At 50.7% G+C, this 24,107-nt stretch carries 28 protein-coding genes and 1 pseudogene; 14 read left to right on the top strand and 15 right to left on the bottom strand.

Going from position 1 to position 24,107, the window contains the following annotated elements:
• Positions 1 to 23: 23 nt before the first annotated feature.
• The 12 genes from ACJHX7_RS17785 to ACJHX7_RS17840 form a co-directional block, all read right to left on the bottom strand.
• Complete coding sequence (locus ACJHX7_RS17785) at positions 24 to 1,661, bottom strand: PP2C family serine/threonine-protein phosphatase (RefSeq protein WP_000081622.1); 1,638 nt, start codon at positions 1,659 to 1,661, stop codon at positions 24 to 26.
• Positions 1,661 to 2,701 carry a TerY-C metal binding domain-containing protein gene (locus ACJHX7_RS17790; protein WP_001253653.1) on the bottom strand — a complete coding sequence of 347 codons (1,041 nt, stop codon included), beginning with the start codon at positions 2,699 to 2,701 and terminating at the stop codon, positions 1,661 to 1,663. The genes ACJHX7_RS17785 and ACJHX7_RS17790 overlap by 1 nt, the downstream gene beginning before the upstream one ends.
• An 85-nt stretch (positions 2,702 to 2,786) precedes the next feature.
• On the bottom strand, positions 2,787 to 3,425 hold the full coding sequence (locus tag ACJHX7_RS17795) for a vWA domain-containing protein (RefSeq protein WP_001253658.1): 639 nt from the start codon (positions 3,423 to 3,425) through the stop codon (positions 2,787 to 2,789).
• Positions 3,425 to 4,066, bottom strand: coding sequence for a TerD family protein (locus ACJHX7_RS17800; protein ID WP_000116681.1), 642 nt, complete (start codon positions 4,064 to 4,066; stop codon positions 3,425 to 3,427). The genes ACJHX7_RS17795 and ACJHX7_RS17800 overlap by 1 nt, the downstream gene beginning before the upstream one ends.
• Before the next feature lie 22 nt (positions 4,067 to 4,088).
• The gene (locus ACJHX7_RS17805) at positions 4,089 to 4,727 is read right to left on the bottom strand and encodes a vWA domain-containing protein (protein WP_024179285.1); all 639 of its coding nucleotides are present in this window, start codon (positions 4,725 to 4,727) and stop codon (positions 4,089 to 4,091) included.
• 462 nt (positions 4,728 to 5,189) lie between these two features.
• Positions 5,190 to 5,657 (bottom strand): tellurium resistance protein TerW, encoded by a 468-nt coding sequence (gene terW, locus ACJHX7_RS17810; RefSeq protein WP_001176767.1) that lies wholly within the window; start codon positions 5,655 to 5,657, stop codon positions 5,190 to 5,192.
• 17 nt (positions 5,658 to 5,674) lie between these two features.
• Positions 5,675 to 6,883 (bottom strand): DUF4236 domain-containing protein, encoded by a 1,209-nt coding sequence (locus ACJHX7_RS17815; protein ID WP_000506887.1) that lies wholly within the window; start codon positions 6,881 to 6,883, stop codon positions 5,675 to 5,677.
• A gap of 10 nt (positions 6,884 to 6,893) precedes the next feature.
• Positions 6,894 to 7,850: an HpcH/HpaI aldolase/citrate lyase family protein gene (locus tag ACJHX7_RS17820; protein ID WP_000797366.1), complete on the bottom strand. Its 957-nt coding sequence runs from the start codon at positions 7,848 to 7,850 to the stop codon at positions 6,894 to 6,896.
• Positions 7,850 to 8,929 carry a cysteine protease StiP family protein gene (locus ACJHX7_RS17825; protein ID WP_001182411.1) on the bottom strand — a complete coding sequence of 360 codons (1,080 nt, stop codon included), beginning with the start codon at positions 8,927 to 8,929 and terminating at the stop codon, positions 7,850 to 7,852. The genes ACJHX7_RS17820 and ACJHX7_RS17825 overlap by 1 nt, the downstream gene beginning before the upstream one ends.
• A 1-nt stretch (position 8,930) precedes the next feature.
• The gene (locus tag ACJHX7_RS17830; RefSeq protein ID WP_001040059.1) at positions 8,931 to 9,704 is read right to left on the bottom strand and encodes a hypothetical protein; all 774 of its coding nucleotides are present in this window, start codon (positions 9,702 to 9,704) and stop codon (positions 8,931 to 8,933) included.
• Complete coding sequence (locus ACJHX7_RS17835; RefSeq protein WP_001285478.1) at positions 9,697 to 10,839, bottom strand: phosphoribosyltransferase domain-containing protein; 1,143 nt, start codon at positions 10,837 to 10,839, stop codon at positions 9,697 to 9,699. Before ACJHX7_RS17835 ends, ACJHX7_RS17830 begins: the two co-directional genes overlap by 8 nt.
• 9 nt (positions 10,840 to 10,848) lie before the next feature.
• Positions 10,849 to 11,907 (bottom strand): ATP-grasp domain-containing protein, encoded by a 1,059-nt coding sequence (locus tag ACJHX7_RS17840; protein WP_001035162.1) that lies wholly within the window; start codon positions 11,905 to 11,907, stop codon positions 10,849 to 10,851.
• Between the two features lie 322 nt (positions 11,908 to 12,229).
• On the opposite strand from ACJHX7_RS17840, the gene ACJHX7_RS17845 reads away from it, so the two are divergent.
• From ACJHX7_RS17845 to ACJHX7_RS17880, 8 genes are all read left to right on the top strand, one after another.
• The gene (locus ACJHX7_RS17845; RefSeq protein WP_000254136.1) at positions 12,230 to 12,811 is read left to right on the top strand and encodes a TerD family protein; all 582 of its coding nucleotides are present in this window, start codon (positions 12,230 to 12,232) and stop codon (positions 12,809 to 12,811) included.
• Complete coding sequence (locus ACJHX7_RS17850) at positions 12,811 to 13,968, top strand: TerD family protein (protein ID WP_001054787.1); 1,158 nt, start codon at positions 12,811 to 12,813, stop codon at positions 13,966 to 13,968. Before ACJHX7_RS17845 ends, ACJHX7_RS17850 begins: the two co-directional genes overlap by 1 nt.
• Before the next feature lie 22 nt (positions 13,969 to 13,990).
• Positions 13,991 to 14,446: a tellurite resistance TerB family protein gene (locus ACJHX7_RS17855; protein WP_000007449.1), complete on the top strand. Its 456-nt coding sequence runs from the start codon at positions 13,991 to 13,993 to the stop codon at positions 14,444 to 14,446.
• A 22-nt stretch (positions 14,447 to 14,468) separates the two neighbouring features.
• Positions 14,469 to 15,509, top strand: a complete 1,041-nt coding sequence (terC, locus tag ACJHX7_RS17860) for a tellurium resistance membrane protein TerC (protein ID WP_000255079.1) — start codon at positions 14,469 to 14,471, stop codon at positions 15,507 to 15,509.
• Between the two features lie 48 nt (positions 15,510 to 15,557).
• Entirely contained in the window at positions 15,558 to 16,136 is a 579-nt protein-coding gene (terD, locus tag ACJHX7_RS17865) for a tellurium resistance membrane protein TerD (RefSeq protein WP_000116678.1), read from the top strand.
• A gap of 67 nt (positions 16,137 to 16,203) precedes the next feature.
• Positions 16,204 to 16,779: a TerD family protein gene (locus ACJHX7_RS17870; RefSeq protein WP_000301241.1), complete on the top strand. Its 576-nt coding sequence runs from the start codon at positions 16,204 to 16,206 to the stop codon at positions 16,777 to 16,779.
• A gap of 428 nt (positions 16,780 to 17,207) precedes the next feature.
• The gene (locus ACJHX7_RS17875; protein WP_001053338.1) at positions 17,208 to 18,449 is read left to right on the top strand and encodes a vWA domain-containing protein; all 1,242 of its coding nucleotides are present in this window, start codon (positions 17,208 to 17,210) and stop codon (positions 18,447 to 18,449) included.
• Positions 18,450 to 18,539: 90 nt separating this feature from the next.
• Positions 18,540 to 18,671, top strand: coding sequence for a hypothetical protein (locus tag ACJHX7_RS17880; RefSeq protein WP_000374059.1), 132 nt, complete (start codon positions 18,540 to 18,542; stop codon positions 18,669 to 18,671).
• A gap of 340 nt (positions 18,672 to 19,011) precedes the next feature.
• On the opposite strand, the gene ACJHX7_RS17885 is transcribed toward ACJHX7_RS17880, so the two are convergent.
• The 3 genes from ACJHX7_RS17885 to ACJHX7_RS17895 form a co-directional block, all read right to left on the bottom strand.
• Positions 19,012 to 19,293, bottom strand: coding sequence for a hypothetical protein (locus ACJHX7_RS17885; protein ID WP_000077926.1), 282 nt, complete (start codon positions 19,291 to 19,293; stop codon positions 19,012 to 19,014).
• A 49-nt stretch (positions 19,294 to 19,342) separates the two neighbouring features.
• Positions 19,343 to 19,534, bottom strand: coding sequence for a hypothetical protein (locus ACJHX7_RS17890; RefSeq protein WP_000398480.1), 192 nt, complete (start codon positions 19,532 to 19,534; stop codon positions 19,343 to 19,345).
• Between the two features lie 91 nt (positions 19,535 to 19,625).
• A complete protein-coding gene (locus tag ACJHX7_RS17895) occupies positions 19,626 to 19,967 on the bottom strand; it encodes a hypothetical protein (protein WP_001151575.1) in 342 nt (113 codons plus the stop codon).
• A 372-nt stretch (positions 19,968 to 20,339) separates the two neighbouring features.
• Between ACJHX7_RS17895 and ACJHX7_RS17900 the strand changes: the two genes are divergently transcribed.
• From ACJHX7_RS17900 to ACJHX7_RS17925, 6 genes and pseudogenes are all read left to right on the top strand, one after another.
• Entirely contained in the window at positions 20,340 to 20,732 is a 393-nt protein-coding gene (locus tag ACJHX7_RS17900; RefSeq protein ID WP_000341066.1) for a hypothetical protein, read from the top strand.
• A gap of 603 nt (positions 20,733 to 21,335) precedes the next feature.
• Entirely contained in the window at positions 21,336 to 21,629 is a 294-nt protein-coding gene (locus tag ACJHX7_RS17905; RefSeq protein WP_024136327.1) for a helix-turn-helix transcriptional regulator, read from the top strand.
• Between the two features lie 4 nt (positions 21,630 to 21,633).
• Complete coding sequence (locus tag ACJHX7_RS17910; protein ID WP_000088046.1) at positions 21,634 to 22,959, top strand: type II toxin-antitoxin system HipA family toxin; 1,326 nt, start codon at positions 21,634 to 21,636, stop codon at positions 22,957 to 22,959.
• 60 nt (positions 22,960 to 23,019) lie between these two features.
• Positions 23,020 to 23,226 carry a hypothetical protein gene (locus ACJHX7_RS17915; RefSeq protein ID WP_000134171.1) on the top strand — a complete coding sequence of 69 codons (207 nt, stop codon included), beginning with the start codon at positions 23,020 to 23,022 and terminating at the stop codon, positions 23,224 to 23,226.
• A 101-nt stretch (positions 23,227 to 23,327) separates the two neighbouring features.
• Complete coding sequence (locus tag ACJHX7_RS17920) at positions 23,328 to 23,738, top strand: hypothetical protein (RefSeq protein WP_000985911.1); 411 nt, start codon at positions 23,328 to 23,330, stop codon at positions 23,736 to 23,738.
• 12 nt (positions 23,739 to 23,750) lie between these two features.
• Positions 23,751 to 24,107, top strand: a pseudogene (locus tag ACJHX7_RS17925) (hypothetical protein); the annotation flags it as partial.

A 24,107-nucleotide genomic window follows, 5' to 3' on the forward strand; every position in this document is an offset into this window, starting at 1 on the left:
TGATCACCGAAGAAGCGTATCCCTTACCACAACACCGCAATAGTGCGGTCATCGTGGTTCCCTGTGGAGAAAAAGTTAAGCCAGTCGCCTAACCTCTCAGGCGCAATACTGGCGTCTGTAAGGACAGGGATGAGCTCATCAAGGAGACGGGTCCATTTTTCGTCACTGCGAAGCCCGTTATCTGTCTCAAACAGAGGGTCTGATACGCCATCTGTCATGAGGATCAAGTGAGATACATCATTCCATTTACCCACGCTGATGCGGCCGCTAAACGAGGGGTCTGCGATAATGCTCTGGTCAAGAAAGCGGGTTTGTCCTGCGTATTCTCCGCTATCGGGATTTCCCAGTATCCTGACTTTACCGGAAGGGCTGTATGCACCTATCGCACCATCACCAAGCCAGAATGCAGCCGCAAACAGCTCGTTATCAGTTCGTAGCGCTACAGTTGCCAGTAGGGTTGTTGAATAGGATTTCACAGGTTGTTCTGCACAAATGGCTTCGTTCTGGATACTGTTGACCGCGAGCGTAGCTGCCTGTTTAAAATGATGAAGCATGGCGTTTATGGTTGCCTGCTGATCGCTCCCTTCCCACGCCGTGATGTGCTGCTTTAGATGGACGCCTTTCAAACCACTGAGCTGATTGAAAAGGTAATCGCCAGCCGTTTGGACTGCAATCCGGGAGCCTTCCCGGGAATTTACCGCACTACCGGCCCCGTCTGCGACCAGCATGACAGACCATCCTGTTTCCTGGCAGTGGTTGATATAGAAGTCGTCATCTCTGAAGCTCCCGGCATGCTCATGAGATCGTCCCCGGCGACTGGCGGCAGCAATACGTATGTCACCCCTGACCAGGCCAGCAGCGTCCAGATGGGACTTAGGGTAGGAAGCGTCTGCTGGTGGCTCTACCACCTTCCACAGGCTTCTCGGATCGGGATTGACTATAAAAAGCTGTTTTGTTTCGCATTCGTCGTGCGAAGCGCATGACCAGAGTACTGAAAGCTCTATATCGCCGCTTTCGGTGGGTGTACCTGTCAGCAACTTATGCTCTTTGTCAAAGGTCAGGCCAATGTTCCTGGGAAAGACAACGTCCCTGACAGTAGCCTGCTGGCCCTCATCCAGAACTATAGCAACCGGCGAAGAGAAACGTTCGCCTGCGCGGGCGTTGGGAATAACTATTTTAGCTCTCGGGGGAACGGCAGGTGGCACAGCTAATCCGGCCCGCTGCTGGCCTGTCGGTATCTGCCCGGGTTTTAATACCAGGGAAGACAGGTTTTCGTCTTCCCTCTGTGCTGGTTTATCAAATTCGTAATAAGGCATCAGCTTCCAGAACGGAGGATGAGGTTCATTTTCTGGCAGGGGTTGCAGTAATGGTGTATCGGTAGCGTCAATGCCCGGGTTATCAGCATCACTTACGACCGTTTGTTGCTGATCGGAAAGGCTGGATGCTGACGAGGGGGCGATCTCTGCGTCGTTATAACCTTCGCTAACCCGCGCAGATAAACCCTGTGCAAGGCTCTCAATCCGCTCTTTAAGCCGCATAATCTCTTCAGTAAGGGAAGGGTCGTGCGATAGAAGAAAAAGCCGCTCACCTTCTACAGGGTGGCCCAGCTCAGACAGCACTAAGCGGATAATCTTCTCTTCAAGTAAAACATTTTGCGACATCAACCTCTCCCTCTGTTTACGTCGAAGTTAGTGTTTCCGCCATCATTGCTGAATGACAGACCTGTTTCACACCACGGGCAGATCACGTCATCCGGGCCGTCAATGCACAGCAATTTTCCGCATGAGCACAGGGCAAACGCACTGGCATTACCGCAGTGAGGGCAACCCGGTACGCCATGCAGTTCGCTGGTGTTTACCTGCAAACCGGTAGCGGTGGCATCTGACCATGCAAAATAGTCTTCATCGATGGGATAGCATCCGGCAATATTAAAGCTGTTCAGGTTCAGGCTGAAATCGAGCCCGGAAATCCTTGCTGGTGGCCGTTCATACTTCATCAGATACGGACGACGGGTCTTGCTGCAACGGCCGGTAAGCGTAACGCAGTTTTCGTCGTACGCTTTTACTGGCTCGTCCTTGGCCAGCCGGACTATGTATTCAGTCTGGCTGAGCTCAGGTTGTTTGTCGTCTCCGACGCTGCGGCTGTGCGCCGTAACCGAGGCTGTGATCCATTTGATGAAGCGGGTAAAGTCCCCTTCCTGAGACTCGGTGAACAGCATGACATTCTCTGTCAGTTGCCGCAGGGTATTCAGGTCCGCTGACGGCCCCAGGCCAACGGCAATGAGATTCACTTTACTCGCGTAGTGATCCTTCCAGCGCTTCACTTCTGCGGTTGTGTCGTCAGTCGGACGTCCGTCGGTAAGGAGATACACGACGGGTTTCCAGTCGCCTTTAGCCTCATGAGTGGTTTTTCTGACCTGGGTATCAATTTGTACGGTCAGCTCACGCAATGCGGCCCCAAGGCTCGTACCGCCGCCAACGGGAAGGCGGGGAGGGTAGAACGAGGCAATTTCGTGAAGAGGTACAATCGTACGGGCTACACCGGCAAATGCGATTACCGAAACCCAGGCTGTTTCAAGTGCGTGTGGATCCTTTCTTAAATCTCCGATGATCATTTGCAGACCATCAGTCATTTTTTTCAGGTTTTCACCAATCATGGACTCTGAACAGTCCAGGACAAAAAACACGGGAAGGCGTCTCATAATTTTCCTCGTACGGCTGGTACGGCCAGCAGAAAACGTTGCTGTACAGAAAGGTGCTGCCCGGAAAGCAGCACCTTTCTGTCTGTCAGAGCACCAGCTGGATTTCTGGTGGAGGAGGGGGAAGGGTATCAGTTCCGTTATTGATCCCCGCGCTTGTGCTGCCGGAAGACACGCTGGCCGATACCCATTTAAAGAAACCTGCAAACGCGGTTGAATCTAGCGTCTCCAGAGACACAACCTTATCGGTGAGCTGTTTTAAGTGCTCATGGCCTGCTTTAGGACCAACGGCGCAGGCAATGATGGATCCGAATCCCCGGCCGCGAATCGCTTTTACCGCTTCACCGTACGCCAGGGCATCAGAAGGGGTTCCATCAGTCATCAGGAATACCAGAGGACGCCAGTCTCCTTTTGTATCACCATCTGAGCGACGTACATCCCGTTCAACACACTGCATCAGACATTCAAGGGCAGCACCGGTGAACGTCCCGCCTGCGCTTGGCACAACGATGTCAGAAAACTGGAAGTCTTCCAGCGGCGTGAGAGGAATGAACTCACGCGCCTCATTGTCATAGGTGATAATGGAGATATGAACGCTTTCGAGGGCGTAGGGATCCTGGCGAAGAGCGCTAAGCATCGCCTGAATTCCAACGTTAACGGAATGGATGGACTCACCGCGCATCGAGCCGGATGTGTCGATAACAAGGTAAACAGGCAGGCGGCGCATCACATGTAATTCCTCAGGTGCGAGACAAACGAATCTGATTCTGAAGGCTCACCAATTGCCCTGAGTTTCCAGCCTGTAGCCTCGCGTATCAGCTCGGCAAAAACCATGGAGCGCTGGCTGGCGAAGGCGGGTCCGCCAGAAAGATCGAATCGTGCCATTTCAATATTACGGGCATCTACTGCCCGGATGAAGGCATTCTGAACTTTACCAAAGTGCTGCTGGAGCTTTTCACCATTGTAGATCTGAACGATGAACACAATTTTCTCGTACTGAGCGTCAAGGGAATTCAGGCGCACAATAATTTGCTCATCGTCACCATCACCGGCTCCGGTTCGGTTATCGCCCGTCAGCCAGATATTTCCTGACTTATGGCGAAGGCTGTTGAAAAAGATGATATCGCCATTCACAAGCGTTGGTTTACCATTTTCCACATTGCCGAGATCGGTCACCTTTCCGGCTGAATTACACAGGAAAGCGATCACATCAAGGTCGTATTCTTCTTCTTTTTTACCAAAGATCCCGCCGAGGAAACCTTTCTTTTCCTCATTAATATCCCAACCCAGGCCGATAGTAACGGACGAGAGATCGTATTCATTTTTTTTCAGGCTTACGCCCTGGCCTTTGCTCAGACTGACAGACATGACATCCCCTTAATTAATAAAATTATAAGACCACGTTTACTTCTGGCGGCGGCGGTGGCAGGTCTTCAAGACCGATCACTTCTTTTTTGCTGGACTCCACTTTCTGACTGCCTACCGAAATGCTCGCACTGACCCATTTAAAGAAAGCTTTAATCGTCGAACTGTCAGCTGTATCGAGCTGAACCACGATTTCAGTGATTTCTTTGAGGACGCTGGTATCGGCATCATGCCCGGCTGCACATGCCACAACAACGCCGGTTCTGGCCGCTTTAAAGTCATTCAGGCCTTTACGCCAGTCATCATTCGGACTTCCATCCGTCATCAGGAATACAAGGGGACGCCAGTCACCTTTAGTGTCAGCCGTCGTTTTCTGTACTTCTTTGGCAATGGAGCTGGCCGTGAGGGAAAGCGCTTCGCCAAGAGAGGTGGTGCCGCTGGCTGTTAGTGCTGGCATCTGGAAACTCAGGAGGTCTGTCAGGGGGACTGCCTGTCGGGCTGAAGAATCAAAGGTGATCACTGACACGTAAGCCGTTTCGAGTGCATACGGATCCTGTTTCAGCGTGGTAAGCAGCGTCTGAACGCCATTCTTAACCGCTTCGATAGGCTCTCCGTGCATAGAGCCGGACGTGTCGAGTAGCAGATATACGGGTAAGCGTCTCAAATGTAATTCCTTCTTAAGAGATCGGAAGAGGAGAGTAGTTTCAGGAAGAGGCCAGAGTTTGTAGATTTGATAAAACGGCACGACATCTGTCGGGTGGAGATTAAATACTCAGAAGCGGCATTAAAGAAATAAGTTAACCACCATTGAATTACCGACATGTGAATGGCCTCTTATCAGAGAAAAAAATTCAGACCGTACTGGAATATAAATTTCTGAAAAAAACTCCGGCAAAAATAAACTTTCTTATGTATGAAAATCATCATACATCACAGATCTGCATGAATGGAGTGTAAATCGCCCAAAGATTGATGTGTAGCACAAGAGGATGTCAAGACACCAGGTTTTGTAGGCAGAAAGGCGCTGCTGACATTGCGGGAGGAGAATAGATCAAAACTCCGTCACGCAGATACAGAGGTGAAATATGACAAAACCGGGGTTTTCACCCCGGTCTGAGATTTAGCGTCAGGACTTTTTAGCGCTGTATTCTTTTATCAGTTCATCAACGGAGTGCAGAGCCAGCTTCTCTACCGCTTCACTTCGGGTCGAGCCACTCAGCGCAGCCAGACGGTCAATTTTTCTTAAAATCCGCATGCGTAGCGATAATGACACGGCTGTTTTTTTATCCTTATCGAGTACGACCTTCCCTGTGGACTCACCGGTTTTCAGTTCAGCATTCTGTGCGAGCGCTTCATTCATCCGGCGAAGGGTCTTTTTATCCAGCTGGCCCGGATTAACGAGATGGTAGGAATGACCTGCCTTGCTGTATTTGATCTCCGCAGAATATGACTCGCGTAGCTCTTTGAGTGCCCGGGTTAATGTCGGCTCTGAGCATTCCAGACTGGTTATAATGTCGGCAGCGGAAACGGGCTTGCCGGTGCCCAGTAAGTTGGCAAGCTTAAAAATCCGGGCCTGTCTGGTATTTAATTGCATCGTAAGATTTAGCCTGCTTAAAGGGTTAGTGGTTCAATAGGCTGAAAAATGAAGGTACTGCTCATCTTTCGAATAACCGGGTGATCGCCTAACGCTTCAACCGGATCAATGTGTTCTAAGCCTGCAAAATTTACTGACGACATCTGGCTGCGACTGCATTTGCAGGACAGGATATACTCATCCTCCAGATAGCCGGTCCGCTTACTGACCCGTTGCGTAAAGCCTGACACAATCACGTTGTCGAACGGTAGCGTATGTAAAACGATACCGACCAGGCGGAACAAGCAGCCATGGACGTGGCGGGCATAGTTTTCGCGTACGGCTTTTTGCGTCATGGCTTTTTCCGTCAGCTCCGTGCCCCGGGCATTAACGCCGTAAATCTTATCAGGGAAATCTTCAATCTCAGCTAAATCAACATCCAGCAGGACTGCTGATAGCTCCGGCTTTACTTCAAATGCAACAAGCGTTTCACGCGGCCATTCAGTTTCTGCCAGCACACCCGCCAGGTATGATTCGAAAAACGCGGCGTCTGTCCGGAACTGCTGCCGGGCATCTGCCTGAGCCGTGGCGAGCCGTTTTTCATGTTCTTCAGCCTCAAACTTCCAGTTTGCATACTGTTCGGCCCAGGCCGTCCGTTGTTGCTGGTACCGGTGCTGTCGAAGGGTATTCTCACGCTCCACATCAATCAGCTCCTGCTGCCACCGGCGAAGATTTTCGGCGTGGCGCTCAGCTTTAGCTGATTCCGATTCAAACCATTTACCCAGAAAACTAATGCCTTCGCTCTCGGCAGGCTTTTCCGGCAATGCAAGATAGTCTGGCTTTTCTGGACGCACCGGTGCCGGAACCTGAAAAGGCGACGTTCTGTTATGCAGGTATACTGCTTCCAGCTCTGCCCAGCTGATGCCTGTTTTAGGATCCGGCGTCAGCTCGTGAATATTACGGATTGCGGTCACCGCTGACATGAGATCAGCGGCTTCCTCCTCAAGCGCCTGTCTGAGCCCCGGGTCGGTAGCCGTCCGGTTCCCACCTCCGGAACGCGCGGCCCGATCAAGCCGGGTACGGTAACTCAGCCCGGTACCGGGCAAGCCCAGATTGGCATAGGTCCCCCGGCTTCCAAAAGAAACGGAAGCACCTCTCGGCCCGACACTCAGGCTCGGTGCACCGTTACTCAGGTTGAGGCGAACACCAGGAATAATGTTGATCGACTTTCTGAATCTGAACCCCATTATGATTTCCTTAATGATGCTGGGTCACGGTAAGTAATCTGATTCCATCAGCGCTTTGCTCGTTCTGTAACCCATAAAAACGAGCTCTGTCCAGAATGCCAGCCGCCCAGCGGCGATGTGTGGCGGGTTCACACATTGCTCCCTGCGACTTAAACACGGCCTGGGTAGAGTTCAGGATCCGCAGAGCGTCAGAATGCTCACCCTGAGTGACCATCAGCGCGTTTTGAATGACCTCTATCTGACCCGGGTGAATGGCCGTTTTCCCAACAAGCCCATGTGCCATATCAAGAGCCAGCTCTCTGGCCATTACGGCATGATCGTCAATATGCTCACATACGGGCGCGGTCAGGGCAAAATCACGCGGGCCGAAGACCGAAACGAGCATTTTGATGACGTAGCCCATCGGGCTGTCATACAGCGTCAGGTCCCGGGGACGGCGAAGCGACACAACGTTCATAAGATCGTTGCCGCCGATTCGAAGCGCAATAATGCGGTCGTGGCAGGGATGTTCCACCAGACGGGTGGCCAGCTCCCGCATCTGAACCACGTCAAAGACGTCTTCTGTTTCCAGCGTTGGCATCATGCACAGGTGAGTCCCGCCCATGATATCCCACCATTCAGCTAACGAACTGAGGGTAAATTTCGGCAACACAAACCCGTCGACAGCGGAAAGATCATAATGCGCTTTTAACCATCTGCCCATTTCGGCATGCCGGGGGCGAATGAACACCAGAGGCCAGTCATTTTTACCCAGGCTATGCATGCTGTTACTGAGCTCGTGCAGCAGGTGCTCCAGATTTTTGAGGGCGACGGGGATGTCTGCTTCACTGACAGCATCCTCCAGGCAAATCACCAGAGAGCGCAAACCCGGGATTTTCCCGTGCAGGACGGCATCAGCAATATCTTCCCGTGTTGCAGGCATGTATAGCGTGGCTCCCAGATTCCAGGGAGAAAGACGATTTTTCATCAAAGTACCTTCTTGATAATGGTTACAGCCCGATACTGGCCGAGGGTTCCCCCCATTTCTGTAACAACTATTCCCTTTTCACGAGCAAGCCCTACAAGCAAGGCAACGTCCGGGTCGTCAATAGAACGCACAAATACATGGTCCGGTACCCGACGTAATACAGCCCGGGTTGCTTCAGCAATACCGGGTTTTATACGATTGACGCTGTCCACTTTAAATTCATCGGCCAGGAACGCGATAACGTCGCGACTTGTCTGCCATAAGATCCGGGCTGACTCCGTATTCCAGCTCAGGGGAGCGAGGGATGACGGGGTTAACTTCTTACGGAAATGAGCGACGGTATCGACAAGCATCCGGCTGCATTCGAATTCACTGAGATGCTCGCAAACCATGCACCCGTGTAATCCTTCAGAGGACCACACTGACCGGGAGATCAGGCCTGACACCGGCGCACCCATGATGCCAAAAGGAATGAGCCAGTCATCATCACTGGCTGCAAGCCAGGAGCAGCCACAGGGATCGGCCAGGACAACCAGTCGCGGCTGCTCAGGATAGCCCGGGCGATCTTTCAGTGCGCGTACAAGCTCTCCGGTAATTGCGCCTTTACCTGTCCATCCGTCAACAAAGACAATACCGCTGGTACCATGCCGCTCTTCAATGACGTCGAGGGCTGCACCGTCAATTCCACGATCCCGGATAATGCTGATACCGTAATGCCATGAGGTTTTCCCCATGTCACGCAGGGCCTGGTGCAGCATAACGCCGAGCGGCACGCCAGCCCTGACAAGACTGGCCAGTACAATGGGCTCATCACCAAAGCGTTTGGCCAGAGCAATAGCGAGCTGTGTGACTTCTTTTGCAAGTCTCTCTGCGCCCCGATCCAGCGCCCGGTGAAACAAATCAAGATGCCATTGTGTTGGCGCTGGCTCCTGACTGAGCATGTCCGAATAATGTTTCTTCCCTGACTGAATCAGCTCTTCTTTTTGCTCAACCGGCGTCATCTCAATGACAACCGGCTTTAGCAGAAATTCCACGTCACCGGGCTGGTATGAGCCGGTAAATGTGTCATGTGGCTGCATTTTAATTTTCTCCAAAAATTCGCTGTGAAATGGCATCTGCAAACTGACTCTGACGCGGGATGCCAAACCAGCTGCACAGTTTCATAAAACGATGATCGCTCAGGCTGTCGCCCAGGCCAATTACGGGGAAGACTCCGCGTTCAGCCCGAAGTTTTTCAAGCAGCCATCTGACGGCCAGCCCTTTCTCAACCGGGGTGGGAAGCCAGGCCACGTTATTACTGTTGCGGTGGATGTAGAAGCCCTCGGTCGGAAACACCGTTTCTATCTCATCTGCAATGGCATTGAGCTCGTCAAGGCGGGTGCTGTCGCGGTGCTTCATCACCATATAAACCGCCGTTTCACCGTATTCGAAGTTCAGCCTTGCCCAGGCATTGATCCCTTTTGCGTCCATCATTTCAGTGATCAGACGCTGCATCGATGTCAGCTTTTCCTGGTAGGGAGCCAGCTGGCCAAGCATATGGGCCTTCCACTCCTCGTCGGGTTTGCCTTCAGGCGTGAGAATGACGGCCCCGTGCGTGGTGATTGCCCAGGAGTGGAAAGGGATCCGGACGCGGCTGATTTCTTCAGTTCCCCGGGCGGTAACAGGTATGAGTTCAGCCTGCTCCAGGAGCCAGTCCACCAACATGGACTGTTCTTCCGTCATAAAGCTTCGTGGATTCAGGGTGCGATCAACGGCACCGGTACGGAATGGCTCCAGGGCCAGCTCGTCCACCATTTTACGACGGGTCTGAAAGAGCGTGTCGTCAAGGTCGCTCAGAACAACGGGTTTATTCATAGGTAACAATCTCCACGACGGGCGCAACCTCAGCCAGGGCTTTAAGAAGCTGCGTGTCAATACTTTCTGCGGGTGTCTCAGTACACACAAGAATACGGTCAAACTGCTGGTGGGCGACGTTATAGACAAAATTGGGGATGCCCAGCCCGTAGTTATCCGTAAAGGAAATGGCGGACTCAATGGCATAACCAACGGCGATAGGGGAGCGGGTGGTCGAACCATAAAGTGCCTGTGCTCCGGCAGCTTCGAGCCGTTCAGCAAGCAGGAACGGCTCCCAGACGAATTCCCCGGTCCCGAGAACCAGAATACGTTCCCCCTTGCGGACGGAGACCTCATGGCCGAGATCGGCCGCAGGTGCGAGCATCCCCAGTCGACCCCAGGACTGTTTTCCCAGGATGTCCCATTCTCCGCGTGAAGTTACGTTGACTTTCGGCATGTCCGGGACAGGTGCATCAGGTAATGGGGTCCATCCCCACTGACCGCTTACAAGCGAAACCGAAGTGACGGGCAAGGATGTGCGCTCCGACAGGGCGTTGCTACTCCAGTCGGTAAGCGTAACGGCGATAACCTGTTCAATATGTTGAAGCTTGCCGGTATTACGCAGGGCAGAAAGCAGGTTAATAAAGGTATTACCGGTGGTTGCCTCGTCATCAATCAAAACCAGCGTTCGTGCGTTGGTAACACGACGTCTTTTCTCTTCATCATCTGGCAGATAGATCAGATGATCGGTGGCGTGGCTGTGTTCTTCCTTGAACTCGCAAAGTAACGTGCCATCAACCGGGTGACGGGTAGAGGTCAGATAGACAGATTCACGATGCTGGTGGCGCACTTCATCAAACACACCGGCCCCTAGCCCAACGGCGGTTTCAGCCATACCGATAAAAAGTACGGGCCCTGTCAGCGTTGCGGGGAACTGGCTGGCAAGCTGTCTGTAGGCCTGCCGCATGACTGAGGGTGGCACGGGAATGTGCCTGCCGAGTACTTTGCTGACAAACAGAAAGGCGCGTTTCGGGTTACGTCTTTCAGCGATATCAAACAGGTCATCGAGCGAAACATCACCCTGGTCGCGGGTTACCTGTATCGTACCGCATGAGAGGGTACGGCGATAAATCATATCTTCGAGGGTATCAGACATAAACACGCCTTAATTCAGATGGTTAGAGAGTGATTCCGGGTAAACGATGACATCTGTGATGGATCTCACTGCAACCGGAGAAAAGGTATTTCTGGCGCTCTGGATCACCGCATCTTCAGACATCAGACCGAGCTTAAAGGCAGCAAACAACCCGGGAAGGTTCACCCCGCTGTGAAGGGTATAACCCACCCCGCCTGACGGACGCATGTTGGTTTCAAGCAGCACCGGGTTGCCATTCACATCGTTTCGCGTCTGAACATTCACCAGCCCGTCGGCCTTCATAACCCGGGCGCAGTCACAAGCCAGTTCCCAGGCGCTTCCTTCGTTTACCAGATACTGGATAGCCCCTTCCTTACGGCGTCCCACGGCTGCGAGTATTTCGCCCTTATCCGCGAGGATATCGACGGAAAATTCCGGGCCTGGCAGGTACGGCATCAAAACAAGGGGTTTAAACGACTCAGAAGCCGATGCTGCTGCAATATACTGTTGCGGACTGACCAGACGATGTTCGGGATGATTAAAGACGGCCATGGGCGAAGCACTGTCATCAAAGCGCCAGAATCCCATGCCATAGATACCCGTCACCGGCTTCACGCATACCGGGCTGTCCGAGAACGGCGGGGCCGCGAGGTGCGTCTTTAATTCTGCCAGCGTATTCACCCGCCAGGACGGTACGACCGGGAGCCCGTTTTGCTCCATAAACTGAGCAAAAGTAACTTTTTCGTCAGCCAGAGTTAACCAGTCGACGCCTGTTGCACCGGTAGTAAGGGTGGCTCCGGTCGATTCAATGGCTGAACGGTGTTCTTCAAACCACTGGCTGTTACGGCCAGTATGAATATGGTGGATGCCGTAGGTCTGAATGGTTTCCTGAATAAACTGAAGACGTTTTTGAGGATCTTCAGGTTCAGTCAAAGAATAATCGGCAACGGAAAGAATTTCATGTCTTTCGTTACGGTGGGAGGCAAATACGGTAATAGCAAAATTATTTTTTTGTGCAAATGATTTTACCCCCTGAATAATATCTCGCTGGGAGGACAAACCTTCCATAAACCAAATTTTCTTGTTCATTTTTTTTAATTATCCGGAACGCCATGCAAATTTATGATTGAGAAGTGAGTCTATGAGTGTCTACGCTACATGTCAATCATAATATGATTAATAACTTCAGTGGTTATGGAGTGCGTCAGTGTTTTTTTAGTACCTTATAACGTATTGATATTTAAATTAAAAATAGAAAAATGAACACCATGAAAAGGATTTATTTTTGTGTTTTTGAAGAAAACTACCAAAATTTCCCTTGTCAGAGAACTTCATCATGATATGATTTTCTTCGTCAGTTACTAAATATACCTTTGATTGTCTCGGTCATTACCATTTTAAGGAATAAAACATGGTTTCATTAGTTAAGAACCAGACGGTATCACTCAGCAAAGAATCATCTGCATTAAGCCAGCTTCATTTCGGTCTCGGTTGGGATCCGGTTAAGAAAAAAGGTCTTCTTGGAGGATTGTTTGGAGGCAACGACTCAATCGATCTCGATGCTGGCTGCGTATTAATGGACAGCACCGGTAAAACAATTGACACCATCTGGTTCCGCAAACTGGAATCCACCTGCGGCGCTGTTGTGCACAGTGGCGATAACCTGACCGGTGAGGGTGACGGTGACGATGAGGTGATTAAGGTCAACCTCTCCCGACTGCCTGCAAACGTTGAATACCTGGCGTTTACGGTAAACAGCTTCCGTGGTCAGTCGTTCAATGACGTCGAAAACGCGTTCTGCCGCGTTGTCGATCAAACCGGCAAAGAGCTGGCTCGCTACAAGCTGACTGAGCAGGGCTCACATACCGGGATCGTTATTTCTTCGCTGCGCCGTAATAACGGCAACTGGGACTTTACCGCCCTTGGCCATGCCTGTCGCGGCCGCACAATTGACGATATGCACTCCGATATCGTTTCAGCGGTTATTCGCTAATGAACCTGACGCCGGGGGGCAATGCCCCCGTTCCAGCCCAGGAGTTGCGGGTCCGGATCACCTCGGGCGGCCAGGTGGATGCTTCGGCGTTTCGCCTGTATGCCGACGGGAAGGTGCAGGGTGATGCGGACATGGTGTTTTATGGTCAGCCACGTAACGATGATGGTACCGTCAGCCTGGTCAGTGAAGGCCAGTACTCAACCTTTACTGTCGCGCTCAACCGGCTGAAACCTGATGTCCAGAAAATTGCGTTCACCGTGACCTGTGACGGTGGGCAGACGGTGTCCGGTCTTCGTAATCTTTCCATCGACGTGGAGCAAGGGGCTACCGGCCTGGTTAGCGGCAGTGTCGAACTGAGCGGCCGTCAGGAAGCAGCCTTAATTCTGGGTGAATTTTACCGTCGTAATAATGACTGGAAATTCCGCTTCGTTGCGCAGGGGTTCAACGGTGGACTTAAACCGCTGGCAGAGCATTTCGGCGTAAATATTGCCGACGAACCGGCTCCCGCAGCCCCGACTCCTCCGGTTGTAACCCCTCCGCCAGTTGAGACAAAAATCAGCCTGAGCAAGGTATCGCTGACAAAAGAGAAGCCTGCAATCAGCCTGACCAAACGGGATAACTTCGGTGAAATCCGGATCAACCTGAACTGGCACCGGGGCAGCGGCAAATCAGGCTTTGCAGGCATGTTCGGCTCCAAAGGAATCGACCTGGATCTGGGGGCCTTTGTTGAGCTTCAGGACGGGTATAAATCGGTCATTCAGGCGCTCGGTAATGCATTCGGTAATTATCGGGATGAACCGTATGTTCAGCTCAAGGGCGATGACCGTACGGGTGATGTATCAGACGGCGAGTGGCTGCATATCAATGGACGTGAATGGAAGCATATCCGCGAAGTGCTGATTTACGCCTTTATTTATGAAGGTGTTCCCAGCTGGGACAAGACTGATGGTGTGGTCACCATTCATGTGCCGGATCAACCGCCCATTGAGACCCGCCTGACCGAAGGTGAAAACCGTCGCACATTGTGCGCCATTGCCAGACTCGTAAACGAAAACGGCGCAATTAAAGTCGAGCGAATTAACCAGTACTTCAAAGGCCAGGACGAAATGGACCGGGCATTTGGCTGGGGATTTCGCTGGAGCGCCGGTTCTAAATAACACAGCAACAAAGGAAACAGGTATGAGCTTTTTCGACAAAGTTAAAGGTGCCATTAACTCAGGCCGTGACGAACTGACCCGCCAGGTTGGCCGTTTCAAAAACAAAAAATTCATGCAGGGCACCGTTGCTGTATGTGCCCGTATTGCCGTATCGAGTGACGGCGTAAGTTCGGAAGAAAAGCAGAAAATGATGGGCTTTCTGCGCTCTTCAGAAGAGCTGAAGGTCTTCGATACCAATGAGGTGATTGAGTTCTTCAATAAACTGGTTTCAAGCTTCGATTTCGATGTTGAAATCGGCAAGGGCGAAACCATGAAATACATCCTGGCGCTGAAAGATCAGCCTGAGGCCGCTCAGCTGGCCTTACGTGTTGGTATTGCCGTTGCGAAAAGTGACGGTAACTTCGATCAGGACGAGAAACTGGCCTCCCGCGAGATCGCTATCGCGTTGGGCTTCGACCCGGCTGAATTTGGCCTCTGATCCACATCCCTAAGGGTAAAATATGGTTTCCACACACATCGGCTTCCCGACTGAAACGGTCATTGTTTTTATTGCGCTTTCAGTCGGTGCCATCTTTATTGACCTGTTTATGCACCGTGATGACAAGCCTATCTCGCTGAAGAGTGCGGCGCTCTGGTCCGTATTCTGGGTTGTGGTTGCGATGGCATTTGCCGGTTTCCTCTATATCCACCACGGTGCTGAGGTTGCCAGTCTGTTTGTCACGGGTTATGCGCTGGAGAAAGTGCTGTCGGTCGATAACCTGTTCGTCATGATGGCCATCTTCTCCTGGTTCGCCGTTCCGGATCGTTATCGCCACCGTGTTCTCTACTGGGGGATCATTGGTGCCATTGTCTTCAGGGGCATCTTTGTCGCCATCGGTACGAGCCTGCTGAGTCTGGGGCCGTACGTTGAAGTTGTCTTCGCTATTATCGTTGCCTGGACAGCGGTCATGATGCTTAAAAGCGGTGATGACGATGATGAAATTGAGGATTACTCCCAGCATCTGGCTTACCGCATGGTTAAACGCTTCTTCCCTATCTGGCCGAAGCTCAGAGGGCATGCCTTCCTGCTTAACCAGAAGGAAGTGGATGCTGAACTGGCGAAACCAGAAAACAGCGATGTCACCATTGGCCGTGGTAAAAAAGCGGCGCTGTATGCGACCCCGCTGTTCCTGTGTGTAGCTGTGGTTGAACTCTCGGACGTAATGTTCGCGTTTGACTCGGTACCGGCAATCATTGCCGTCAGTCGTGAACCGCTTATCGTCTATAGTGCCATGATGTTTGCTATCCTGGGCCTGCGTACTCTGTACTTTGTCCTTGAGGCACTGAAACAGTACCTGGTTCATCTGGAGAAGGCCGTTATCGTGCTGCTGTTCTTCATCGCGGCAAAACTCGGCCTGAATGCGACCGATCACATCTGGCATCATGGTTACAGCATCGCGGCAACAACCAGCCTGTATGTTGTACTGGGTGTACTGGCGCTGGGCATTCTCGCAAGCGTCATGTTCCCGGGCAAACCTGAATCTGAGGAAAAGGGGAGTTAATCCCCTTAAGTGTTAACCTGAACAATTACTAATCGAAGAGGTTATTTTATGAGTGTTTCTCTTTCCAAAGGCGGGAACGTCTCCCTGAGTAAAGCAGCTCCGTCAATGAAAAACGTCCTGGTGGGCCTTGGCTGGGATGCGCGTTCAACAGACGGTCAGGACTTTGACCTGGATGCTTCAGCGTTCCTGCTGGCCTCAAACGGCAAAGTGCGCGGCGATTCAGATTTCATCTTCTATAACAACCTGACGTCATCTGACGGTTCCGTAACCCATACCGGTGATAACCGTACCGGTGAAGGTGATGGTGATGATGAATCGCTGAAAATTAAACTGGACGCCGTCCCGTCTGATGTTGACAAGATCATCTTCGTTGTCACTATCCATGATGCTCAGGCTCGTCGCCAGAGCTTTGGTCAGGTATCCGGTGCGTTTATTCGCCTGGTCAATGACGATAACCAGACTGAAGTCGCTCGCTACGATCTGACCGAAGATGCGTCCACTGAGACTGCCATGCTGTTCGGCGAGCTGTATCGCCACAATGGTGAGTGGAAATTCCGCGCAGTGGGCCAGGGTTATGCTGGTGGTCTGGCATCTGTATGTGCTCAGTACGGCATTAACGCGTCCTGATCGAAAAGTAACTTTTCACCCGGGGCTGTTAATGCAGCCCTCATTCAACTGTTTGCAGGAGCTAAAAATGGCAGTTTCTCTCGTAAAAGGCGGCAACGTATCTCTGACCAAAGAAGCACCAACCATGAATATCGCTATGGTTGGCCTCGGCTGGGATGCCCGTGTAACTGACGGTCAGGCTTTTGACCTGGACGCTTCCGTGTTCGCAGTAGGCGAAGACGGTAAAGTGCTGTCAGATGCGCATTTCATTTTCTTCAATAACAAAACCAGCCCTGATGGCGCGGTAGAGCACCAGGGCGACAACCGTACCGGTGAAGGCGACGGTGACGATGAGCAGGTCAAAATCGATCTGACCAAAGTCTCAGCAGATATCAAAAAACTGGTGTTTGCCGTTACCATCTATGATGCAGAAGCGCGTAAACAAAACTTCGGCATGGTGAGCAACAGCTTCATACGCGTTTACAACAACGACAACGGCACGGAAATTGCCCGTTTCGATCTGTCTGAAGATGCCTCAACCGAAACCGCTATGGTCTTCGGTGAACTGTATCGTCATGGCGCTGAGTGGAAGTTTAAAGCTGTCGGTCAGGGCTTTGCCGGTGGCCTGGCGGCTCTTGCCTCCCAGCACGGCGTTAACATCTAAAACAACGCTGAATCATACCCCGGCAATGCCGGGGTTTTTTTTGGTTGCGATCCGCTTTCAGGAGGGAGTAGTAGAAAGGGGACTGGAAATTTCAGAAAGCAGGTCATGTTAATTCAGACCTGAGCCTTTTAAAGGCAGGAAACGGATTTATCTCTGGTTGCTGGTTAAAGCCGGTATTCCGTGCCTTTTATCAACAGAATGCCCCTCTGATATATGTTACTTTTGCGGTTTATGAAGGAACGGGATCTGGAACATAAGATACCCGGTCAATCAAAATTCCAGTTCAACAGGTATAGAAACTTCAGCGTGATGAAATATGGTGTCACACCATATATACGCCTCACCAGAAATCCAGCGTCCTGAACTAAGCCTGGGGAACATATATAAGCGCTGCGCTTTAAAAATAATCAAAAATCAGGAGAGTTAATGTGAATCTACAATCCGGACAAAACATACCGCTTCAGCAATCTGCGATCAGGCTGAATCTTCAGTACCCTGCCAAATCCGGCTTTAAAGGCGAACCCGATACCTGCCTCTTCCTGCTTAATGCTCAGGGAAAGGTAACCGGCGATTCTGACTTTATCTTTTATAATAATCTGTCTTCTCCTGAAGGGGCAGTAAAGCTCGTTACCGGTTCTCAGCAGTCCAGCATTGAGATAGCACTGGATCGTGTTCCGGCGAACGTCAGTAAGATTGCGATCACCGTTGTCATTGATGGTGAAGATACTATCAGTGGGCTCAGTTTATTGAGCATTCAGGCTCCTGGTATCGCTGATTTTCAGGCTGAGACTCAGGGCCGCAGTGAGAAAGCAATCATCCTGGGTGAAGTATATCGGCACAATGGCGCCTGGAAGCTTCGTGCGCTCGGGCAGGGTTTCAACGGTGGTCTTGAGCCTCTGGCCATTAGCTTTGGCGTTGATGTCGCACAGCCAGCTCCGCAGCCAGCAAAGCCTGCTCGTATCAGTCTGGAAAAGAAACTTGAAACCAGATCTCCGCGCCTCGTAAGCCTCGCTAAAAAAGCCTCGGTCAGTCTCACTAAAAATAAACTGGACACCCTTGAGGCAGCGGTTGCATTTGTACTTGACGCATCCGGCTCAATGAGTGGCCAGTTCAGTAAGGGCAACGTTCAGTCTGTGCTGGACCGCATCGCCGTTCTTGCCGCCCAGTTCGACGACGACGGTGAAATGGATGTCTGGGGATTTGGAGAGAAGCACAAGAAGTATCCAAACGTCACACTGGACAACCTGGACACATATATTCAGTCCATTCGCGGGTCTGGAAAGCGTTCAGCCTGGGAGAACCTGCCGGGACTTGGTGGGACAAACAATGAGCCCCCTGTGATGGAAGAAATTGTCGACTACTTTAAGGACTCGAAAATCCCGGTATATGTTGTATTTATTACCGATGGCGGGATCAGCAAGACCCGGGCGATTAAAGATGCAATCCGGCGTTCTGCCAACTACCCCATCTTCTGGAAGTTTGTCGGCCTGGGTGGTTCAAGCTACGGTATCCTCAAAAATCTGGATGACTTTACTGACCGCCGGGTTGATAACACCCACTTCTTTGCCATGGATGATTTCGGTTCGATCAGCGATGAAAAGTTATATGATAATTTACTGGAAGAATTCAGACCGTGGATCGATGAAACAAAAAGGTTAGGCATCCTGTAATACGCACAGTTTTCGCATGGTTAAAGGAGCTCTACAGCAGCTTAATACTGTAGAGCCTTTGTTCACTGGAAATCGTACAGGGAGGAGCATATGGACCGCATCAAGTACCTGAAATGGATAGCTGAAGAATCACCAACTGATGATGAAATCGACAACTACGATAGTATCATTAGTCGGGGCGCAGAAAGGGCCGAGAAGGTTCAGTTGTCTTTAAGACGTTAATATACGGGAGTTTAAATGTTCGCAGAAATCAAAGATAATTATTCGTTAGGTGGATAAAGAAAGGTTGCCATTACCAGCTTTCGACGAGTCGAAAATAAAAACCTTATTTATAGTGACAGGGAGTATGAGCTGACGCTTGCCAATGGAACAATAATTAAAAATGTACTTAGAAAAGAAGAGTGGGAACTGTTAGAAAGCAATTCAATTAAGGTTATATTATAACGAAAATATATTTACAGTTTTGGATAGGTTTCAAACGAGTCCGGACATTTGTACCTGAAGTATCTGACATTACAGTTAAGTGACGATTATGTCAGCACGTCTGTTGCTGGCAGCTTAGCTATCGGTCTAAAAGCTGATCCATTAATAATTCTTCGTAAAGCCCAGAGGTATCGGGCTTTATTACAATATCCGTTATTTCGAAGCGTTCAAGTACAAATTGCAGATATTCCGGAGTAACGTAGTAGGGATCAGGTTCAGCCAGATTAGTATAGAGTGGGTCTTCTGCTGCATTAATGTCATAATCAATGCACATATGAAACCACTGCAAAGGTGGATCCCAGCCTAACATCACCTGAACAATTCCCTGATTGCTTTTCACCTCATACCAGTGCTGGCTCATACTTAGTCCTTAAGAAAATTTGTCATCGGAAAATAACACGAAGCCTGCATCATCGAGGCGCATAACCTTCTTCCCTTAACGCCTGTTGTAATTTATCAACTGCGCTTTTCATTACCCAGGCTTCTTCGTCACTCACAGCACAACCACGTAGATCGCTCCAGCTCAGACGTTTAACAAATTGAGCAAGGGCCATAGTTTCGTTCTCATCAAGCCGCAAACTCAGTGTCTCAATACCTTCCACTATCTAACCTCCCTTATAATGAAAAATGGCGCTTTACTTCTGACCAGATGCCGAAGCCTTGAATGCAGCCGGAACTGTCGTTGTTTCTACTTTACAGAAATGGAATTAAAAAGTGGTGATGCTGGGCACGTTTCTTTTCCAGCCGGGGTTTAAGCCAGAGCTGAAACTCATTCAACTTCTCAGCAGCCAAAACCGCTTCAACGGGGAAAACTTTATATTTACCCTGTTGCTGAGGTTCACCCAGCCATCGCCTGATGGCTCCGTCAGTCCATAAACGAGTCTCTTTTAGCCTAGTTACAGTGACCCATTTTCTGGACCATTCATCAAATTGTCGCTGGCGATCCCGATAACGTTGTTCTTCCTGCTGCCGAAGCCACTCGCGATCAACAGCAAATTTTCGGTATCCAACAAAGAGCCCTTGTACTTTGGCCATGTCATATTCCGGTTGCTTAGAGTTACTCATTCAACCAAAACCTAAACGTCGATACAAACTCTGTTTCATAACCAGGGTTTTATCCTTACCGCGACAGTAAGTAACAGGGGCTGCATAAACCGGTCATTTAGTCCGTTATGCAAAAATTATTGAGGATCCGGGCTGTTAAACTGTTCTTCCTCTTTCGCTTCCGGTGAAAAGGGGAGGTGTCACCCTGCGAGCCCGTGTAGTGAAAGGGATTCGTCGTAATACAGGCCAAAGGCTAACATGACCGCAAAGGACGCCCGGGCGACCGGATACCTGCCGGGTTGTGCGATGTAAAATCCGGAAGCAGTGATAACACAAACAGGCCCCTACAGAGTAAGGATTGTGATGGACGATAAAGAGCAGTTTACGAATCTTGTGGCAAAGCATGCCTCCGGACTCACCGAAGAGCAGCTGGCCGGGTACGATGCCTGTTCCCTGGATGGTGAATGCGTCACGCCTTCATACGAGGTTTTCCGGGGGTATCGTACCCGCCACACACTGGATGAATTTCTGGAGATGGCCATATCGCTGAATGCCATCCACCCGGATGAATATTTAACGGATATGCTGCTGAAGCCTCATGAGGTGATCGGCGCTCTGGCCGATGAAGGCGACCAGCTGAACAACGCCACCCCGGTTTATTTCTTTCCGGATACCGGCGTCTATGCAGCGGCCGTTAGTGAAACCCGGGTGCTCGATGCCTGGCTTTGCTGGCCATGCTACCCGGCGAACTGGTAACGCGGCCGTTGGAATTGCACCGGCCGGATACGAATTTAACCGACCCCGTGGCGGGAAGGCTATCAGAGTTGCATGTCCTCATCCCTCAAGCCCCCTGCCAGGCCCCAACGTGCTGTCAGGCTTCGCCTGATTCCCGATCTGCGCCGATACTTCAGCCGATAACTTTTTGTTTTCTTTTTATTTTCTTCCCATTTCCTCAAAAATCGCGGGCGGCGTGGACAGGGCACCATTGCCGCATGTGGGGTCTTAATAAGGGCAGGGTGGTCAGTTTTGCTCGATGCCAGGGGTAGGCCCTCCCCTTCATGGGATGAGGACATGCAAGTAAGCTAACTATCTGAAATGACGAAGGTTAATTTGGTGAATGTCGCTTCATATTAATGTTGTGTCACTTATGATCGTATGTAGCTGGTTGCAAAGAGGAGCGATGAGACAATAAAGTTGTATCGCTAACAAGATTTATGCTGCCACATAGTAACAGCCTAAAAGTTGTACGCCCTATTTAACAGCTTTTAGGCTGTTAATTTGATATTACAGCTTTTAGGGTGTATGTTTAGGAAACAGCCTGCAAGGTGTATCAGAGGAAACTACTGAGGCCAGCTTATGATCAATAATGATTACCCGTTAAACACGCTCAACCAGCTGCGTCCCTTGCTCATTGGTTTTCGCAAGGCGAATGGCCTGACGCAAAAAGACCTGTCCGAAAGGTTAGGCGTCACTCAACAGACATACTCACGTCTGGAAGCCAACCCTGCCAGTGCGAGCATTGAACGGCTATTCAAGGTGTTTTCCATCCTGGGCGTAAAAATCAGCTTCTCCTCGGCAACCACCTCTTCAGAGAGGAAGCAGACGGAAGAAATGCTTAAATCAAACTCACCTGCACGACAGGAGGATTGGTAACGATATGAGCCGGAAACAGCAACGTCTGGTAATTTGGATGAACGGCATCAAAGTCGGGTACTGGGAAAAAAGCAAAGGGGTAGACAGCTTAGAATACCTTCCTGAATGGGTTGCTGACGAACAGGGAAGGCCGCTGTCATTGTCCCTTCCTTTTACTCCCGGGAACCAGGTCTGGCGTGGAAATGTGGTACGTGACTATTTTGATAATTTACTGCCGGACAGCGAAGGCATACGCAGACGTCTGGCAATGCGTTACAAGGCCGATAGCCTGGAGCCTTTTGATCTGCTGACGGAGCTGGGAAAAGACTGCGTGGGCGCGATACAGCTGCTTCATGACGGAGATGAACCCACTGATTTATATTCCGTGAAGTATCACCCGCTTACTGAATCAGAAATTGCGGCAACTTTGCGTAATACCACGGAGACATTGCTACCGGGCAGGCCAGAAGATAACGACGACTTACGTTTATCTATTGCCGGTGCTCAGGAGAAAACAGCCCTACTGTGGCATGAAGATCGGTGGTGTATGCCGGAGGGTAATACACCAACGACGCATATATTCAAGCTACCGCTCGGACTTGTGGGGAACATGAAAGCCGACATGAGCTCGTCGGTTGAAAATGAATGGCTCTGCTCGGTACTTCTCGGCCAGTACGGGCTCCCCGTGGCAAGAACGCAGATTGCTCACTTTGAAGATCAGAAAGCGCTGGTGGTAGAACGTTTTGACCGAAAATGGTCAGGAGACGGACAATGGATCATTCGTTTACCCCAGGAGGATATGTGTCAGGCCCTGGGCGTTTCGCCATTACGAAAATATCAGGCGGACGGCGGGCCAGGTATATCGGAAATTATGGAGGTTCTGAGTAATTCAGACCGTGCTGAGCGTGACAAAGCGCAGTTTTTTATGACGCAGATAATTTTCTGGATGATGGCCGCAACAGATGGCCACGCTAAAAATTTCAGTATTTCTATTGGGCCACAGGGACGTTATCACCTTACACCAAACTATGATGTGTTGTCGGCATGGCCGGTGATCGGTCATGGGAACAATCAGATATCCTGGCAGAAGTGCAAATTGGCGATGGCCGTACGTGGCAGTAGCAACTATTACCAGATATATCGAATACAACGACGCCACTGGATCAGGCATGGTGAGATAACCGGCCTGAGTAAACAGCAGACAGAGGCGATGATAGAGGAAATCATCGCCAGAACCCCAGGTGTCATTGAACGTGTTAGCGGGCTTCTTCCGGACCAGTTCCCCCAGCAGCTTGCGGAAAGTATTTTTGATGGAATGAGGCAGCAATGCAGGCGCCTGGCTGAGAAATGACAGCCGCAATTTATAGTGTGCATGTTTTCAGAATAGCTGATGTAAGCGTGAGGATTCAGTATGACTGAAGAACAAAAAAGAATAGAGCGGGCTATTGAGTTGGCTTGTCGTTACGGCGGAACCGATGAAATGCATCATCTGCAATGGGTCGTGGATCAGATGGTAAGAGAACTTGCTGGAGAACGTTATGCACAGATTGTAGCTGATGCCACCAGCGGAGAAGATGGGCCTGATACTTACAAATGGAGTGTTGGGATCGCGCCTTAACAGCTGTCGGTCTGGGGGTGAAAACGTATTCTTCATTCAGCGAATTCCCAGGCTTCACATTAAGACTAAAGCGGCGGCCGCAGTAACGTAAGAGAAAATAAATGGCTATTTTAGCAATCATTGCAGTTATCGCCCTGGGTGGGTACGCCTACGGATTTATTAAAACCCGTGAGCTGAGCGCTTTGCGTAAAGAAATGAAACTATACGTGGATCGCATGGAAGCGGCGGAGCTGGACTTACACGCAATCAGAAGTGTAGCGGAGCACCGGTTGCACGGTGCAGGTAAACAGTTTGCCGACCTTTACAGCCGTATCGACGGTGCAACTGTGACGCTGACACCCGAAGATCAGCTGTTACTGGCAACGATGCCATTTAATATTCAGGATGTAGAAGACATCGTAAACGAGCGCGGTCCAAAGACAATTAGCGGCCGTCCATTCTGGGAAGTTGAGCCAGGCCCGCATGATTATGAATATGGCCCGCAATATCCGTATTTCCCAGACCAGCGCTAGGAAGAGATCAAGATGAGAGAGCCAAGACCACGCCATACCTTGCAGGTCATTCGTGTACCTTCTCTGGAGGTTCAGGACCTGGGGCTGACCAGCTTTGATAGCTGGCTTGACGAGCACGGGTATGACAAAACGAATGCCAGAAATAACCGTACCATCTGGGCGAGAGAAGGCGGATGGCATCTGAAACGTTGCAGAAATCTTGAAACTGGCACGGACGATTTCTGGTTTATCGCTTTCGATGGTAAAGGCGGGAAGATTGGCACTGTTGCAAAGTTAGCGATGAGGCAGCCTTTTGTCTTATTCAAAGGCCTTACATTTCAAAAACTCTGCTTACCAGGCGCATTTCGCCCAGGGGATCACCATAATAAA

The organism is Escherichia sp. WS1451, assembly GCF_046487365.1.
Classification (GTDB): Bacteria; Pseudomonadota; Gammaproteobacteria; order Enterobacterales; family Enterobacteriaceae; genus Escherichia; species Escherichia coli.